This is a genomic window from Bradyrhizobium sp. R2.2-H, from assembly GCF_004346455.1.
In the GTDB taxonomy this organism is placed as follows: Bacteria; Pseudomonadota; Alphaproteobacteria; order Rhizobiales; family Xanthobacteraceae; genus Bradyrhizobium; species Bradyrhizobium diversitatis.
Genome location: NZ_SMBR01000016.1, coordinates 13,642 through 29,829, shown reverse-complemented (window position 1 = coordinate 29,829; position 16,188 = coordinate 13,642). Strand labels below are relative to the sequence as shown.

At 64.7% G+C, this 16,188-nt stretch carries 14 protein-coding genes; 7 read left to right on the top strand and 7 right to left on the bottom strand.

The window, feature by feature from the left end; all coding sequences use genetic code 11:
* Window positions 1-24 precede the first annotated feature (24 nt).
* The 3 genes from EDE08_RS31930 to EDE08_RS31920 all read left to right on the top strand — a co-directional run bounded on the left by EDE08_RS31930 (window position 25) and on the right by EDE08_RS31920 (window position 5,622).
* Complete coding sequence (locus EDE08_RS31930; protein WP_131873270.1) at window positions 25-3,366, top strand: DUF7379 domain-containing protein; 3,342 nt, start codon at window positions 25-27, stop codon at window positions 3,364-3,366.
* Window positions 3,367-3,569: 203 nt separating this feature from the next.
* On the top strand, window positions 3,570-4,244 hold the full coding sequence (locus tag EDE08_RS31925; protein ID WP_131873272.1) for a response regulator: 675 nt from the start codon (window positions 3,570-3,572) through the stop codon (window positions 4,242-4,244).
* Between the two features lies 1 nt (window position 4,245).
* Window positions 4,246-5,622, top strand: coding sequence for an ATP-binding protein (locus tag EDE08_RS31920; protein WP_131873274.1), 1,377 nt, complete (start codon window positions 4,246-4,248; stop codon window positions 5,620-5,622).
* A 26-nt stretch (window positions 5,623-5,648) separates the two neighbouring features.
* Here the strand turns inward: EDE08_RS31920 and EDE08_RS31915 are convergent, their stop codons facing one another.
* The 5 genes from EDE08_RS31915 to EDE08_RS31895 all read right to left on the bottom strand — a co-directional run bounded on the left by EDE08_RS31915 (window position 5,649) and on the right by EDE08_RS31895 (window position 10,543).
* On the bottom strand, window positions 5,649-7,304 hold the full coding sequence (locus tag EDE08_RS31915; RefSeq protein WP_131873276.1) for a TRAP transporter large permease: 1,656 nt from the start codon (window positions 7,302-7,304) through the stop codon (window positions 5,649-5,651).
* Window positions 7,305-7,330: 26 nt separating this feature from the next.
* Window positions 7,331-7,912, bottom strand: coding sequence for a TRAP transporter small permease subunit (locus EDE08_RS31910; protein WP_061877734.1), 582 nt, complete (start codon window positions 7,910-7,912; stop codon window positions 7,331-7,333).
* 171 nt (window positions 7,913-8,083) lie between these two features.
* Complete coding sequence (moaA, locus tag EDE08_RS31905; RefSeq protein WP_131873278.1) at window positions 8,084-9,118, bottom strand: GTP 3',8-cyclase MoaA; 1,035 nt, start codon at window positions 9,116-9,118, stop codon at window positions 8,084-8,086.
* A gap of 108 nt (window positions 9,119-9,226) precedes the next feature.
* A complete protein-coding gene (locus EDE08_RS31900) occupies window positions 9,227-9,697 on the bottom strand; it encodes a hypothetical protein (protein ID WP_165936346.1) in 471 nt (156 codons plus the stop codon).
* 138 nt (window positions 9,698-9,835) lie between these two features.
* Complete coding sequence (locus EDE08_RS31895; RefSeq protein WP_131873282.1) at window positions 9,836-10,543, bottom strand: HAD family hydrolase; 708 nt, start codon at window positions 10,541-10,543, stop codon at window positions 9,836-9,838.
* 155 nt (window positions 10,544-10,698) lie between these two features.
* On the opposite strand from EDE08_RS31895, the gene rpiA reads away from it, so the two are divergent.
* The 3 genes from rpiA to gor are packed head-to-tail and all read left to right on the top strand — an operon-like array spanning window position 10,699 to window position 13,395.
* Window positions 10,699-11,418 (top strand): ribose-5-phosphate isomerase RpiA, encoded by a 720-nt coding sequence (gene rpiA, locus EDE08_RS31890; RefSeq protein WP_131873284.1) that lies wholly within the window; start codon window positions 10,699-10,701, stop codon window positions 11,416-11,418.
* Entirely contained in the window at window positions 11,415-11,960 is a 546-nt protein-coding gene (locus EDE08_RS31885) for a DUF2059 domain-containing protein (protein WP_131873286.1), read from the top strand. Before rpiA ends, EDE08_RS31885 begins: the two co-directional genes overlap by 4 nt.
* A 46-nt stretch (window positions 11,961-12,006) precedes the next feature.
* Entirely contained in the window at window positions 12,007-13,395 is a 1,389-nt protein-coding gene (gene gor / locus EDE08_RS31880) for a glutathione-disulfide reductase (RefSeq protein ID WP_131873288.1), read from the top strand.
* Between the two features lie 160 nt (window positions 13,396-13,555).
* Here gor and EDE08_RS31875 read toward each other — a convergent pair whose 3' ends face one another.
* The gene (locus tag EDE08_RS31875; RefSeq protein WP_131873290.1) at window positions 13,556-14,695 is read right to left on the bottom strand and encodes a hypothetical protein; all 1,140 of its coding nucleotides are present in this window, start codon (window positions 14,693-14,695) and stop codon (window positions 13,556-13,558) included.
* A 351-nt stretch (window positions 14,696-15,046) separates the two neighbouring features.
* Window positions 15,047-15,232 (bottom strand): hypothetical protein, encoded by a 186-nt coding sequence (locus EDE08_RS31870; RefSeq protein ID WP_131873292.1) that lies wholly within the window; start codon window positions 15,230-15,232, stop codon window positions 15,047-15,049.
* Between the two features lie 481 nt (window positions 15,233-15,713).
* Between EDE08_RS31870 and EDE08_RS31865 the strand changes: the two genes are divergently transcribed.
* A complete protein-coding gene (locus EDE08_RS31865) occupies window positions 15,714-16,187 on the top strand; it encodes a TerB family tellurite resistance protein (RefSeq protein WP_131873294.1) in 474 nt (157 codons plus the stop codon).
* The last annotated feature ends 1 nt before the right edge of the window (window position 16,188 follow it).

Genomic DNA, 16,188 nt, shown 5'->3' with positions numbered 1-16,188 from the left:
ACGCATCTGAACAGGGGGAAGGACATGGCTGCCATCGAGATTGCAAGCGGGATCGTGGTTCAAAGTCCCGACGATGTCGAAGTCAAGGTGGTGCAGGGCGACGCTTCCCGCCGGGGATTGCACCGCGCGACCGCCAGCCAGATGAGGGGAACCGATCAACTCAGGAGCGCACTGTCGGCGTCCGACTTCACGATCGCGGCCGAAGTCGAAATGGTGCCGACGCGCCCCGGAACGCGCGCCCTGCGACGGGACGCGCAGACGCCGACGCAGATCGAGGTCGAGGTCAGCCCGTCCGAACGGGCGATGGTGCTGATCGAAGGGGCAGGCGGCGTCTATGCCTGGAGCTACCCGCAGCAGGTTGTCCGTCCATCGCGTCAGCGCGGCGGCAGGCAAGTTCTGGTGTTCCCGCTGACGGCGGAAACGAGCGGCACCCGTGGAATCTCCACGGCACGCGGCAGGCGTGGCCCGGTTCTCGACTGGGTCTCCGACAAGCTGATTGATCCGGTCCGCGCCTATGTGCTGAAGTTCGTCGCCAGAACGGCCGTCGATGCGGCGACCGACTATATCGAGGGAGACCGACAGGAGGGGATCGTGATGATGACCGGGCTCGATCCGGCGGCATGGACCCCGTCGCGATCGGAGCGGCCGCGCTTGCCGCAAGATCGCCCGCTCAAGATCCTGCTCATGGTGCACGGCACGTTCTCGTCGACCGCGGGTGGCTTCGCGCAGCTTGCCGGTTCCGAGAGCGGAAAGGCATTTCTTTCGAGAGCCAACCAGCACTACGACGCCGTGCTCGGCTTCGACCACAAGACGCTGACCGCAACGCCGGGCCAGAATGCAGCCGCTCTCGTTGCGGCGTTGCAGGCGCTGGGAATCCCGGAGGGGTCGTCGATCGACGCGGTCGTCCACAGCCGCGGCGGGCTTGTCTATCGCGTGGTGGAAAACCGGCTTGCGGAGCAACGACCGGACATCCGGCTCGGCAAGGCCATCTTTGTCGGCTGCACCAACGCCGGGACGCATCTTGCCGAGCCCGAGAACTGGGCGGCGATGATCGATCTCTACACCAACGGGATCATGGCCGGCGTCCGTGCGGTTTCGTACTTGGCGGGCGGGGCTGCGTTGAGCCCCATCGTGGCGCAGGGGATCAAGACTGTCGGTCGCTTCGTCCAGGCGTTTTCGGAAGTCGCCATCGACGAGCAGAGAGTGCCCGGACTTGCCGCGATGCGGCCCACGAGCGATCTCGTCAGGGAGTTGAACGGGGCGGCCGGTCCTCTCGACAAGCTCGCGACCTATTATGCGATCACGTCGAATTTCGTCGCGCATGTCGAACCCAGCAAGGGAGTGACGAGGGAGTTCGCCGAGTTCATTGCCGACCGCGTGACAAATCGCCTGTTCCAGCTTGACAACGATCTGGTGGTGGATACCTCGTCGATGACCTCGTTCGGGACCCGCGGCTCGCGCCTCGCCAGCGACGCAACCTTTGCCTTCGGCAATACGGACGACGTCTTTCACACCACTTACTTTGCGACGGATGCCGTTCCATTGAAATTGAGTGAATGGCTGGGTGTTGGCGCAGCTCGCCTCGGCGAGCAGTTTGACCTGCAGCGGACAGGATCGCGCCGCGCGACGCGGCGAGCCGCGCCCCGCGGTGACCACTCGCTGGGGGCCGTTCTGCCTTCTCCCCATCTGGAGAGTCTCGAAGCCGACTCGATGTCGGACACAACGACGCTGCGACGAGTGCCAACACGTGCGGCTCCTGCGGCTGCATCGCCCGTGCCGAGCCAGGCGTCTGTCGCAACCGAGATGGCGCCCTTGACACCTTCTTCTGATCCAGGAACCGCCGCCTGCTATTTTGCGGCAGAGATCGAGTCTCATCCGCCGCCCAGGAAGCCGGTCCCGCTGTTCGTCACGGTTTCTCGCGAGAGGATCCAGGCTGCGGAAACACAAACGTCCAGCGCCTCGGATACCCCGGTCAACATCGACGCGTCCCGCGCCATCGTTGTCGAAGTCATCGCGCGCAGGAACTGCCGGGTCCTCGGCGAATCCAGCGCAGAGATCGACACGCCCCGGGAACGACGGGCGGAGGCGCTGCGGTTCGTCGTGGAAGGTACCGCCGAGGGCGCAGCGGATATCCTCGTCGAAGCGCGGCAAGGTCCGCGCATTCTGGCGTCCTTCACCCTGGCTCCCGTATTCGTCGATGCAGACAGCAAGACCTTGCGCCGGAGCCAGGTCGGGTTGGCCATGGCGGCACGCCCGAACGAGCCGGCGGTGCTGAGGATCTACGAGATCGTGGAGGGCGGCAAGCTGACGCTGCGCTTCGACCTTGCCTGCGTCGACCCCAACATCGCAGTTTCGGAATCACGCACCCTTCCCGGGGGGTTCTCTCGCGACGTCTACGTTGCGGAGATCTTCAAGGGCATCGAGACGTCCTGGCTCGCGACCAACCGGTTGTATGACCAGTTCCTGGCGCGCCTCCAGGCAAACGGAATTGTCATGGCGAACGAGTTGTTGCCGGACAAGGTCCGCGAGGCGTTGTGGACCCATCGCGAGGCGATCCGCGCGATCCAGGTCATCTCGGAGGAGCCGTTCATTCCCTGGGAGCTGCTTTACATCAATGATCGGAAGTCCGGGCAGGCCGGCAAGGGATTCCTCGCCGAATGGGGGCTGGTCCGCTGGCTGCACAGCACGCCATGGCCTGGTCCGAACCTTGCGATGCGCAGCGATCGCGTCAACTACGTGATCCCGGCCTATCTCGATCCCGCCCTGCAGCTCGAAGGCGCCGGTGCCGAACGCGAGATGCTGGCCAAGCTGTTCGGCAATCCCCGCGAGGTCCCGGCCGACAGCATCTCGGTGACGGGCTTCCTCCAGCAGAATGCGGGGAATTGCGACGTTCTGCACTTTGCCTGCCACGGCGAGGCGGCGCAGCGGGCGGTCATGACAGCCGACCTGTTGATGACGGGGTCCATGGTGGACGGCAGCTTTGCGCCGGATTCGCTATCGGCGGATCAGGTCAAGGCTTTTGCCCGCTTCGCGACAAGCGGACCGAGACCAACCATCTTCATCAATGCCTGCCAGACCGGGCGGGCGGGCCGCGGTATCGGTGGAGGTGTCGCCGGTTTTGTCGATGCATTCCTGCGGCCGTATTCCGAGCTCGGCGCGGGCGCGCTGGTCGGAGCGCTCTGGTCGGTGGACGACAAGCTCGCCTACAGTTTTGCCGAGGCGTTCTATCGCTCGCTCAAGGACGGAAACGTGCTGGTGGAAGCCGTTCGAACGGCTCGCGAGGCCGCCAAAAGCCGGAAGGAACTGACCTGGCTGGCCTATTCCGTGTACGGCAATCCGTTTGCGCGCGTCGAAGGCGACGCTTAGATCGAGCCGGGAGTGGTCGATCCAGCGGCCGGATGCCGGCCCGCCGTTCCAGGCGTCGTGAGGGCGGGTCCGATCGGCTTACACGAGCCTGACATCGGGGCGCTCGGCTCACCGCGCATTTTTTCTCTGGCCCAGCCGTCCGGAATGCTGGAAAAGAGCGGCGAAGATTTCGGCGCGAGCCGTGCGGTGACAGCGGAATATCGATGCGCCTTCTGATCGTCGAGGACAATCCCGAGCTGTCGCGGCTCGTTGCTGCCGGGCTGGCCGCGGCCGGCTATGAGAGCGACATCGTCGGCAGCGCGGCCGAGGCGCGCGAGGCGGTGGGCAGCGTCAACTATGCCGCGATGATCCTCGACCTCGGACTGCCCGACGACGACGGCCTGTCGGTGCTGCGCGAGTTGCGCCGGCAGATGGAGCCGCTGCCGGTCCTGGTGCTGACGGCCCGCGGCGGCTTGCAGGACCGCGTGACGGGCCTGCGCAGCGGGGCCGACGACTATCTCGCAAAGCCGTTTGCGATGGAGGAGCTGGTGGCGCGGCTGGAGGCCATCCTGCGCCGGCCCGGCCAGCTGCTCGGCCGCTCGCTCAGCCTCGCCAACCTCGTTTATGACACCGAAAGCCGGCAGATCTTCATCGACGACCAGCCGCGCATCATCTCCGCGCGCGAGAGCTCGGTGCTCGAGATCCTGCTGCGCCGGCAGGGGCGGGTGGTGCCGAAGAAGAACGTCGAAGATCACATCTTTGGGCTCGAAGGCGAAGTCGCCTCCAATGCGGTAGAAGTTTATGTCTCGCGGCTGCGCAAGCAGCTGGCTGAACACGGCGCCAGGGTGGTGATCCATACCATCCGCGGCGTCGGCTACCTCATGACCGAGGAGAAATAGCGTGCCCGCGGTGGGGCATGCCAGATTGCTCACGTTCAAATCGCTGATCTCGCGGATCGTGTTCCTGCACATCGTCGCGGTCGCGGTGGTCGCGATCTTCCTGCCGCTGGTGCTGTTCTGGCTGCTCAATTCCGAGATCGCGCAGCTGCATCGCGATGCCATGCGCGCGCAGGCCGAGGTGCTGGCGGGGCACATCGTCACGCAGCCGGATGGCACGTTGAGCTTCAACCTCCCCGACAGCCTGAAGGGCCTCTATTCGGACGCTTACGGCCGATACCAGTTCGACATCCGCGATGCCGACGGCCGGCTGCTGTTCTCCTCGCACCGTCGCTCAGCCGCTGCGGCGCAATCACGCTTCTCCGAGACGATCTCCGGCGCAGGCGTCACCCGCGATATTGCCGGCAAGACGGTCCGCATCCAGGTCGCCGAGGACCTCGCGCACCGCGACGTCATCACCGACGACATCGTCTCGAACTTCTTCCGGCGGGTGGGTTGGATCACCATTCCGATCCTTCTGGTGCTACTTGCCACCGACATCATCATCTTCCGCCGCACGATTGCGCCGCTGTGGAGGGCCTCGGAGGAGGCCAGCAATATCGGTCCGGCGCGTACCGATATCCGCCTGCCGACGGCACAGATCCCGCGCGAGATCATGCCGCTGGTCACCGCCGTGAACCAGGCGTTCGATCGCCTCGAGGGCGGCTTTCGCGTGCAGCGGCAGTTCACGGCGGACGCCGCGCATCAGCTGCGCACGCCGCTCGCGATCCTGCGCACCCGGATCGAGACGCTCGACGACCGCGCGGCACGGCAGGCGCTGCTTGCCGACATCGAGGTCATGAGCCGCCTCGTCGCCCAGTTGTTGGAGATCGCCGAACTCGACACATTGGTGCTCGATCCCGGGGAGACCGCGGATTTGCGCGCGGTCTGCGCCGAGGTGGTCGGTTCGATCGCCCCGTTCGCGATCGCGCAGCATAAGGACGTCGCTCTGAAGGGGACCGACGCGCCGGTCAGGATCCACGGTAACTCAGAGATGCTTCAGCGTGCGATCTTCAACCTCGCCGAAAACGCCATCAAATTCACCGCGAAGGACACCTGCGTCGAGGTCGAGGTACGCGACGACGGTTCGGTGCGCGTGCGCGATCGCGGCCCGGGCATCGCGGAAGCCGAGCGCGAGCTGATCTTCCAGCGCTTCTGGCGCGCTGACCGCCGGCGCAGCGACGGCGCAGGCCTGGGACTCTCGATCGTGCGCGCGGTGGCGGAGGATCATGCGGCGACGGTTGCGGTGGCAAACCTCCCCGGCGGCGGCGCGGAGTTCACGCTGCGGTTTCGGCCGGCGAACGAGGTGGCCTCTTCACCCTCCCCTGGAAGGGGAGAGTAAGAGGGCAGCAGTCGCGCCATCCTTTGCTACTTCTGCGGCGGGCCGAGATCCAGCGGCGGCAGGTCGATCTGCGGCACCTCGATCTTGATCGTAGAGGGGTCGATATTCGTCTGGACGCCCTTGTAGTGCATCACCATCGCGGGGAATGCGATCACCAGACCGACCATGATGATCTGGATGACGACGAATGGGACCGCGCCCCAATAGATCTGGCCCGTGGTGACGGGATCCATCCGCTTGCCGGTGAGGCGGTCGGTGTATCGCTCCTTCGGCGCGACCGATCGCAGATAGAACAGCGCGAAGCCGAACGGGGGATGCATGAACGAGGTTTGCATGTTGACGCCGAGAATGACGCCGAACCAGATCAGGTCGATGCCGAGGTGCTCGGCGGCAGGTCCGAGCAGCGGGATCACGATGAAGGCCAGCTCGAAGAAGTCGAGGAAGAAGGCCAGCACGAAGACAAGCGCGTTGACGAAGATCAGGAAGCCGACTTGGCCGCCGGGCAGGGAGGTCAAGAGGTGCTCGACCCAGACGTGGCCGTTGACGCCGTAGAATGTCAGCGAGAACACGCGGGCGCCGACCAGGATGAACACGACGAACGCCGACAGCTTGGCGGTCGATTCCGTGGCTTGCCGGATCAGGTCCCAGCTCAGCCGCCGCTTCGCGGCGCCGAGGAGGAGGGCGCCGGCGGCACCCATCGCGCCGCCCTCGGTCGGGGTCGCGATACCGATGAAGATCGTGCCCAGCACCAGGAAGATCAGGAACAGCGGCGGCACCATGACGAAAGTCGTCTGCTGCGCCATCTTGGACAGGAAACGGAAACCGGTCAGCTTGTCGATCAGCCAGTTCACCACGGCGACAGCGAACGCGAAGACGATACCGTAGAACATGCTGAGCACGACGTAGTCGGCGCCATGCGTCTCGGAATTGCGCATCATGAACCATCCGAACACGCAGCTCGCGAGGAACAGCATGCCGAGCGAGACCAGGCCGCGGCTGCCGTCTTCCTCACGGAAGCCGATGGCCTCCTTCGGCAGGCCCGGCGCGGCCTTCGGGAAGATCATGCTGACGAGGAAGGCATAGGAGGCGTAGAGGGCGGCGAGCACGAGGCCGGGGATGAAAGCGCCCTCGTACATGTCGCCGACGGACTTGCCGAGCTGGTCGGCCATCACGATCAGGACGAGCGAGGGCGGAATGATCTGGGCCAGCGTGCCGGATGCGGCGATGACGCCGGATGCCACGCGGCGGTCATAGCCATAGCGCAACATGATCGGCAGCGAGATCAGGCCCATCGAGATCACGGACGCCGCGACCACGCCCGTCGTCGCGGCGAGCAGCGCGCCGACGAAGATCACCGCATAGGCAAGGCCGCCGCGAATGGTGCCGAACAATTGGCCGATCGTGTCCAGCAGGTCCTCGGCCATGCCCGAGCGCTCCAGCACCAGTCCCATGAAGGTGAAGAACGGGATAGCGAGCAGCGTGTCGTTGTTCATCACGCCGTAGACCCGCTCCGGGAGGGCCTGCAGGAAGTCGGGATGGAACTGGCCGAGCTCGACGCCGATCACGGCAAAGAACAGGCCGACGGCGCCGAGCGAGAATGCCGCGGGATAGCCGAGCAGCAGCACGACGACCAGCGACACGAACATGATGGGCGCCATATTGGCGATGATGAATGCGGTCATGATTTCCCCTAAACCGTCGCCAACCGCTACTTCTTCTCGATCGCTTCGACGAGATGCTCGACTTCCGCCTCCAGCGCCGACACCTGGGATTCGTGCGGATCGGGGATCAGCCCGCGCATGACCGCAATTCGCTTGATCAGTTCGGAGATGCCTTGCACGAGGAGGAAAGCGAACCCGATCATGATCAGGGATTTAGTCGGCCATTGCGGCAGCCCGCCGGCATTGCCGGACTGCTCGCTGATGTGGAAGGAGCGCTGGAAGAACGGCACTCCCGTGATGATCATCACGATGCACAGCGGAATGAGGAAGAACAGGTGACCGACCACGTCGATCACGTTGCGCGCCTTCTTCGGCAGCGCGTTGTTCACGATGTCGATGCGGATGTGCTCGTTGTCGAGTAGCGTCCAGGGCGAGCAGAGCAGGAAGACGATGCTGAACAGCACCCATTGCAGCTCGAGCCATGAATTCGAGGACGTATCGAACGTCTTGCGGATGATTGCATTGACCGCCGAGATGATCACGGCGAGCACGATCAGCCACGCGAGGCGCTTGCCCGTCCAGCGTGTGAACGCGTCGATCCCTTGGCTCAGCTTAAGGAGCGCTTGCAACGATAGGTCCTCCCCCGATTTCGCCCCAGCCGTCTTGATTACGCCGACGCGGCGCGCGGCTTGTCTCGCCGCAACGGCTTGAGGCAGCAGGCACCAAACCAGCGGGCGTGCCGGCAGTCAATTGGAAGTTTGTTGGTAGTTAAGGGGAATAAGGCCCGTAATCCGACGGTGTTAGCCGCCGGTGACGCTCATATGCCTGGACACGCTGGGGCGGTCGTGGCGGCGGTCGATGATGAAATCGTGCCCCTTGGGCTTCAGCCCGATGGCGCGGTCGATCGCATCCGCAAGCAGCAAGTCATCGCTCGATGCACGCAGAGGTTTGCGCAAATCGGAGGCGTCCTCGTGGCCGAGGCAGGTGTGCAGCGTCCCTGTGCAGGTGACGCGCACCCGGTTGCAGGATTCGCAGAAATTGTGGGTCATCGGCGTGATGAAGCCGAGCTTGCCGCCGGTCTCGGCGACGCTGACATAGCGGGCCGGACCGCCGGTGCTCTCCAGCAGATCCGTCAGCGTGAATTGCTGGGCGAGGCGGGCGCGCACCAGCGACAGCGGCAGATACTGGTCGATCCGTCCCGATCCGATCTCGCCCATCGGCATGACCTCGATCAGCGTCAGGCCCATGCCCTTGCCGTGGGCCCAGCGCATCAGTTCGGGCAGTTCGTCCTCGTTGAGGTTCTTCAGGGCGACGGCGTTGATCTTCACCGCAAGCCCTGCGGCGCGCGCGGCCTCGATCCCCTCGAGCACCTTGTCGATCTCGCCCCAGCGGGTGATGTCGCGAAACTTCCCGGGGTCAAGCGTGTCGAGGGAGACGTTGATGCGGCGGACACCGCAATCGGCGAGCTCGTGCGCGTGCTTTGCAAGCTGGGTGCCGTTGGTGGTCAGCGTCAGCTCGTTCAATGCACCGCTCGAAAGATGCCGCGACAGCGAGCGCACCAGCGTCATCACGTTGCGGCGGACCAGCGGCTCGCCGCCGGTGAGCCGCAGCTTCTTCACACCCTTGGCGATGAAGGCCGTGCAGAGCCGGTCGAGTTCCTCCAGCGTCAGGAGGTCGGCCTTGGGCAGGAACGTCATGTCTTCCGACATGCAGTAGAAGCAGCGCAGATCGCAGCGGTCGGTGACCGAGACACGCAGATAGCTGATGGTCCGCCCGAACGGATCGGTCATCGCGCCCGACAGCGCGGCACGGGGGCTCGCAGAAAGTCCGTTCATACCAAATGCCTTGTCACTTACGGCGACGGGCGCACCTTTGCTTCAGCGGTGCTGAGAAAGCAATCTAAGCATCGGACGCGGCTAGGACAATCCGGTGGTATAGGCAGATCAGCGCTTGTCCGCATTCGGATCGGGGAACGGCGAGGCTGCTGCGGGCGCCGCATCGGCCGGCGCTGCGGCGGGCGCGGCTGGTTTGGGCTTCTTCGGCCGGTGCGGCTTGCGGACCGGTTTCGGCGGCACCGCCGGCTGGAGTTCCGCAAACACCGGATTCGGATCGGTGGTGACGGAGGCGGGTGTGGTGAAATCACCGGGATTCTTGACCACATTCACCGGGACGCTCGCCGGCTGGTACTTGGGCAGGGCGTAAGCGACCGTGAAAGGCGCATCAGGTGCGGGAACCGAGACCGAGCAGGGGGTCTTGCAGCCCTGACCGAGCGAGGTGGTGGCGTCAGCACCTTGCGGATTGGATTCGAGCCTGACCTGGACGGTCGGCGGCGCCGATTTGAACATGTCCCAGGACATCGAGGAGCAGCCACCCAGGCTCGCCCCTGCTAACGCAATCGCGAAGACACGACGCATGAACCATCCACTTCTATTGCGACAAACCGCCACATCCCCGGGGCGACCTTAGGAGTGTCGTTTGGGGCAGGCAATTGGCGCGCTGTGCATAGGTAGTTGATGATTAACGCAGGGCGTCGCGAGAATAATCTAGTTGTATCAGCGGGTTGCGGCGGGTGAAGCCGTCATCAGGCTGACCGCGGCCGCCGGCAGATCGCGCATGTGATGGATCAGCCGGTCCGGCTTCAGCTCGGCGATCGGTACGTCGGTGTAGCCGAAGCTGACCCCGATCACGGGCACTCCGGCTCGCCGGGCGACCCCGACGTCGGTGCCGGCATCGCCGACCATGATGCTGGCCTTCACGTCTCCGCCGGCCCGGGCCACGGTCTCGCGGAAAATGGTCGGATCGGGCTTCTGGACACCAAAAGTGTCTGCCCCGCAGATCGCCGCGAAACGGCGGCTGAGGTCGAGCTGGTCGAGCAGCCGCTTCGACAGCCATTCCAGCTTGTTGGTGCAGACCGCGAGGCGATGGCCTCGCGCCGCGAACAGGTCGAGTGCGGCCTCGAGCCCCTCAAAGGGGCGGGATTCGACCACGATATGGTCGGCGTAATAGGCAATGAAATCCGCGGTCATCCGGTCCATGTCTTTGGGGGTGACGGTGCGGCCCTCGGCCTCCAGCCCGCGCTCGATCAGCTTGCGGGCACCGGCGCCGATCATGTTGCGGGCGGAGGCCATCGGCACGGGCGGCAGGCCTTCGCGGTCGAGCACGTAGTTCAGTGCGGTGATCAGGTCGGGCGCCGTATCCACAAGCGTGCCGTCGAGATCGAAGACGATGGTGTGAGGGCAAGTCCCTTTGAAGGAGGTCATGGTCCAAGCGCTACCGGCCCGGTCGCATCCGCGCAAGGGGCGGGCCCATAAGATCACCTTATAGGCCTGTTCCCGCGAGGAAAACGAGGCTACATAGGCCGCCGAAAGCGGCCGCGATCGGCGGCTCATCCTCCGAATCCGGGGCAGGCACACACGTGAACATGGACCAGTTGAAGCGGCAGGCTGCTGCGCGCGCCCTCGAGGAGGTGCGCGACGGCATGCAGCTCGGGCTCGGCACCGGCTCGACGGCCAGACATTTCGTCGAGCTGCTCGGCGAGCGCGTCGCCGCCGGGCTCAAGGTGATCGGCGTACCGACCTCCGAAGCCACGCGCGCCGATGCGGAACGTTGCGGCGTGCCGCTGACGACGTTGGATGAGATCGACCATCTCGACATCACCGTCGACGGCGCCGACGAGATCGATCCCGAGCTCAATCTGATCAAGGGCGGCGGCGGCGCGCTGCTGCGCGAGAAGATCGTGGCCGCCGCCTCGGATCGCATGATCGTGATTGCGGACGACACCAAATGGGTGTCGACGCTCGGCAAGTTTCCGCTGCCGGTCGAGGTTATCCCGTTCGGGCTCGGAGCGACGCGCCGCGCGATCGAAAAGGCATTTGCCGAATGCGGCGTTTCCGGGCAAATGGCGGTCCGCAAGGACAAAGGCGGCCACGTTTTCGTCACCGATGGCGGCCACTGGATCGTCGATGCCCAGCTCGGACGTATTGTGAATCCCCCCGGTCTCGCCAAGGCGTTGAGCGCCATCCCCGGGGTGGTCGAGCATGGATTGTTCATCGGCTTGGCCAGCTCGGCCGTTCTGGCGGGCGGCGAAGGAATTCGCGTGATTGAACGGCGCAAGCCGAAAGGAGACCTGGAATGAAGAACGTGTTGAAATTCTTGCCGGCCGCGACCTTTGCCGTGGGATTGGCGCTTTCGGCCGCCCCGGCGGTGGCGCAGCAGCCGGCCCAGCCAAAGGCTGCGGCCGCCCCGGCCCAGCCGAAGGCATCGCCGGCGGCGATCGCAGCTGCCAGGGAGATCCTGCAGATCAAGAACGCCACCGCGATGTATGCCGGTGCCGTGCCCGGCGTCGTCGAGAAGACCAAGATCGCGCTGATCCAGCAGAACCTCAACTACCAGAAGGATCTCAACGAGGTCGCCCCGATCGTGGCCCAGCAGCTCGCCGGCCGCCAGAACGAGATCGGCGAAGGCATGGCCCAGATCTATGCCAGCGAGTTCACCGAGCAGGAGCTGAAGGATCTCGTCACCTTCTACAAGTCGCCGCTGGGCAAGAAGCTGATCGAGGCCGAGCCGCGCGCCATCGGGCTCAGCATGGCCTTCATGAACTCTTGGGCCCAGAACTTCGCCGAGACCGTGATGGGCGCCTTCCGTGCCGAGATGCGCAAGCGTGGCAAGGAGATCTGATCGATCCTATTTGATCAGAGATTGTTGAAAGAGGTCGGAGTGGACCATGGCTGAATTCGACGTCGACCTCTTCGTCATCGGTGGTGGTTCGGGTGGCGTGCGTGCCGCCCGCATCGCGGCCGGGCACGGCGCCCGCGTGATGATCGCGGAAGAGTACCGCATGGGCGGCACCTGCGTGATCCGCGGCTGCGTGCCGAAGAAGCTGTTCGTGATCGGATCGCATTTTCGTCAGGACATCGAGGACGCCGCGGGGTTCGGCTGGACCGTTCCGCCGGCCAGCTTCGACTGGCCGACGCTGATCGCCAACAAGGACAAGGAGATCGCGCGGCTGGAGGCGGCCTATACGACGAACGTCGAGAAGTCGGGCGCGCAGATCGTCAAGAGCCGCGCGGTGATCGAGGACAAGCACACCGTCCGCCTGCTGGAGAACGACAGGAAGATCACCGCAGAATACATCCTGATCGCCACCGGCGGCGCGCCCAACCATGGCGCCGCGATTCCCGGCATCGAGCACGTGATCTCCTCCAACGAGGCGTTCCACCTGAAGGAGCTGCCGAAGCGGATCGTGATCCAGGGCGGCGGCTACATCGCGCTGGAATTCGCCGGCATCTTCGCCGGCTTCGGCTCCGACGTCACCGTGATCTATCGCGGCGACAACGTCCTTCGCGGCTTTGACGAGGATGTCCGGACCCATGTTCGTGCGGAGATGGAGAAGCAGGGCATCACCATTCTCACCGGCTGCACGGCGACCAAGGTCGACCGCCACGGCGAGAGCTTCACCACCCATCTGTCGAACGGATCGAGCATCGGCTCCGACCAGGTGATGTTCGCCATCGGCCGCCATCCCAACGTCGCCAATCTCGGGCTGGAGAAGGCCGGCGTCGCCATCAACCCGAACAATGGCGGCATCGCCGTCGACCATTTCTCCAGGAGTTCGGTCGACAGCATCTATGCGATCGGCGACGTCACCCACCGCTTCAACCTGACGCCGGTCGCGATCCGCGAGGGCCATGCCTTTGCCGACACCGTGTTCGGCAAGCGCGAGGTCAGGGTCGATCACGCCAACATCCCGACCGCCGTGTTCTCGCAGCCGGAGGTCGGCACGGTTGGCCTGACGGAAACCGAGGCGCGCGCGCAATTCAACCACGTCGACATCTACAAGACGACGTTCCGTCCCATCAAGGCGACGATGTCGGGCCGCGATACCCGCGTGCTGATGAAGCTCGTCGTCGATGGCGCGACTGATCGCGTGCTCGGCTGCCACATCGTCGGCGATGCCGCCGCCGAGATCACGCAAGCCGTCGCGATCGCGGTGAAGATGAAGGCGACCAAGGCCGATTTCGATTCGACCATCGCGCTGCATCCGACCGCGGCCGAAGAGCTCGTCACGATGCGCACCCCGACCGCACGCCACGTGCGTCAGGCGGCGGAGTAGGGGGAGGTTGCCGGACGAGCCGGGCCTGCATGGTTCGAGACGCCCGCTGTGGCGGGCTCCTCACCATGAGGGTCTAAGATTTTGCCGCGAAACGCGACCTCATCCTGAGGGCCCGCCGCGGGCGGGCGTCTCGAAGGATGGCCGCAAACGAGATATGCCCCTACCCGTAGAGATACCCGACCGGCTTGCCTTCGGTGCGGAGGGGGCGGATGTCCCTGTGCGTGATGATCTGACCGGCGAGGCCGTCGATCTCGTCACGCTGCGTCGGCGTCCAGTCGCGCAGCTCGTTCATGCCCTTGAGCAGGCCGAGCCGCAGCACCTGGGTGTTTTCGCCGACAGCGGTGAGGCTGATGGAATCCCTGCCCGCCGTCACCACGTCGCCGGCTGACAGCTCGAAGCTCTCGCCGGTCTTTCTCTTGAACTCGGCCGTGCCGCGAATGACGCGATAGATCACGACCTCGCCCTTGGCGAAACAGGTCGCGTCCGCCGCGGCAGACGTGCTCTTCGGCAAGAGTGCGTGGCCACGCGGGTCGGTCGCGATGATGTGGCCTGTGACGAGATGCCCGCTCGGAATCTCGATGCCGATATCGCGCACGTAAACCGGCATCGCCGATCTGACAGAACCGTCGGTGAGCGGCTTGAACAGTGCGTCGAGCGCCAGGGGATCCTGAAGCCAGAAGCCGGCATCGGCCGGGCGGTCATGCAGCGGATGGCTCCAGGCCACGCGCGGCGTTTCGTCCTCATTGATCTGATCCGGACCGACGATGGTCGGATTCGGAAAGGTGGTGGGATCGGTGATGAAGGCTTCGAGGAATTTGCCGGAATAGCCCATCGAGATCGGATCGGGCACCACCGTCTGCGGCGTCTTCAAATTCTCTTCGGTCGACAGGCCCGACCAGGTGTAGAACAGCTGGCGATGCACGATCGCGCTCTGCAGCATCACCGCGCCCGGGCCGACATTGTACCAGCGGCCGTCATAGTCGAAGGTGAACGCGCCCGAAGTGACCAGCACGAGCTGAAAGCCGCCCGGCGGAAGATGAAGATGGAAATCGGTGGGCCCGGTGTCGGGCCGGTAGATCGGCAGATTGGTCGCGACCTCGTGCAGCAGGAAGGTCTCGTTGTTGGCGTGAAAGCCTTCATTGGCGCGGTTGTAGAGGGCCTGCGGCCGGTACGTCGCCTCGAACTTCGCATCCCGGTCGCGATCGATCGCCACGAAGTCCTGGTCGTTGAGACGCAGCCGCGCGCCGTTCGGACGGGTGAGACCGGTGAATTTGAGATCTCCGGCAGCATGCACGTTCATGGCATTCTCCGATCTGGGGCCGTCCATCCCGGAGCTGGGCGCACGCAACTTTCCGCTCTCTATCGTGGGCGGGCAGGGAATTGGGCCACAGGCTGTCTTGCGAATTTTGGGCCATTCGGCGTGCGGTGCGCGCGCAGGCTCGCCGTCCGCGGGCGGCGCGCCAGAAAAGCGAGGTTGCACTAAAGGTTAGACAACGGGCTCGCCAATCTGCCTGACCTCTCCGTGCAGGTCCGCAAGTTCGGTGGAGCGACCTGTCTTGTCTAATTTGTCGGCAGGTTCTGCAGGCGCATGCAGCCGTGCAGCTCGCGGCGACAACAGGCAAATGCCCGGCGGCTCAGTGTCTCAAGCCCTTCATTCGAACGACTGACGGACGCTCCGCTCGGGCTTGCCGAACGGGCTATCCGTCCACTTCGCCATGTCCAGTGCGCGGGCGTCGAGGCCTTCGCACCAGAGACAGCTCGGTTCCACGCGGCCTTTGGCCGTCAGAATCGGGACGAGCGCATGGCCGCAGCCGGTGCAGGATGTGGTGCGGTTCATGCGCTTCTCCGCGCTCATCGGATTCAAGGACGACATCTTCGCTGCCGAAGCTTGCGCGAGCGCTATGGCGGCGCAGACGCTCGTTCCCGATACAAATGTAGCGATCAATCGTGACACGGTTGCGATGTCGCCGCCGCTTGCGCGACAGGGGGAGCGTATCGCCTCCCGGGCTCTGCGTCAGAACGCGAAGAGCGTTGCAGCGCGCGCCCCGGGCGCGATCGATCGCTATGGAACCGATGCGGCGGCTGGTCGCAGTCATGTTGCCTTGATTCCGACAGAGCCGCCTTTATTTCTGAGCAGAACAAGAATCCGGGCCCCTCTGGCGAGGACGCCGACCATGTCGGCAAACCTCGTGATGTCGGATGACCTGTCCCGCGCGAATGCGATGGATCGGCCGATCGTCGGGCCTTTGTTCGTTCTCTCCGACTATTCGTCCCGATCGCAGCTCCGTGCGGCCATTTCGCAAGTTAAGGGAGCTACGATGTCTGACGCCAGAACTTCAAATCCGATGGAAATCGAGATCACGGAGCCGTCGAGCCTGAACGAGCAGGCGGCGGTCGCGTTGGTGATCGTGGGCGCGCTGGTTGCGGTTGCCGACCGGCGCGTCTCGCCGGTCGAGCGCGACGAGGTGATCCGTTTCATCAGGGACCGCAAGCTGGCACCGCACATTTCAGACGAACGGCTCTATGCGATGTTCGATGAACTCGCCGAACGGCTCGAGGAGCCGGATTTTGCCAACGTCGTGATCGACACGCTGCGGCCGGTTTCGAATCTGCCGCTCTCGTCCCATTTGATGGAGCTGTCGGAGCGCGTTGCTGCCGCAGATGAGGACGTCCATCCCCACGAAGTCCAGGCGATCAAATTGTTGCGCCTGCTGACGCTGGTGCTGCCGCGCGCGAAGCCGGTCGTGCCCAGTGCAGCGGACGCCACGCTCCAGGCCGCCCTGAAGGAGTAAG

Excerpts from the sequence above, each read along its gene's own strand:
- EDE08_RS31930 (WP_131873270.1), top strand. The coding sequence starts at position 25 with ATGGCTGCCATCGAGATTGCAAGCGGGATCGTGGTTCAAAGTCCCGAC.
- EDE08_RS31925 (WP_131873272.1), top strand. The coding sequence starts at position 3,570 with ATGCGCCTTCTGATCGTCGAGGACAATCCCGAGCTGTCGCGGCTCGTT.
- EDE08_RS31915 (WP_131873276.1), bottom strand. The coding sequence starts at position 7,304 with ATGACCGCATTCATCATCGCCAATATGGCGCCCATCATGTTCGTGTCG.
- moaA (WP_131873278.1), bottom strand. The coding sequence starts at position 9,118 with ATGAACGGACTTTCTGCGAGCCCCCGTGCCGCGCTGTCGGGCGCGATG.
- EDE08_RS31900 (WP_165936346.1), bottom strand. The coding sequence starts at position 9,697 with ATGCGTCGTGTCTTCGCGATTGCGTTAGCAGGGGCGAGCCTGGGTGGC.
- EDE08_RS31895 (WP_131873282.1), bottom strand. The coding sequence starts at position 10,543 with ATGACCTCCTTCAAAGGGACTTGCCCTCACACCATCGTCTTCGATCTC.
- EDE08_RS31885 (WP_131873286.1), top strand. The coding sequence starts at position 11,415 with ATGAAGAACGTGTTGAAATTCTTGCCGGCCGCGACCTTTGCCGTGGGA.
- gor (WP_131873288.1), top strand. The coding sequence starts at position 12,007 with ATGGCTGAATTCGACGTCGACCTCTTCGTCATCGGTGGTGGTTCGGGT.
- EDE08_RS31875 (WP_131873290.1), bottom strand. The coding sequence starts at position 14,695 with ATGAACGTGCATGCTGCCGGAGATCTCAAATTCACCGGTCTCACCCGT.
- EDE08_RS31870 (WP_131873292.1), bottom strand. The coding sequence starts at position 15,232 with ATGAACCGCACCACATCCTGCACCGGCTGCGGCCATGCGCTCGTCCCG.
- EDE08_RS31865 (WP_131873294.1), top strand. The coding sequence starts at position 15,714 with ATGTCTGACGCCAGAACTTCAAATCCGATGGAAATCGAGATCACGGAG.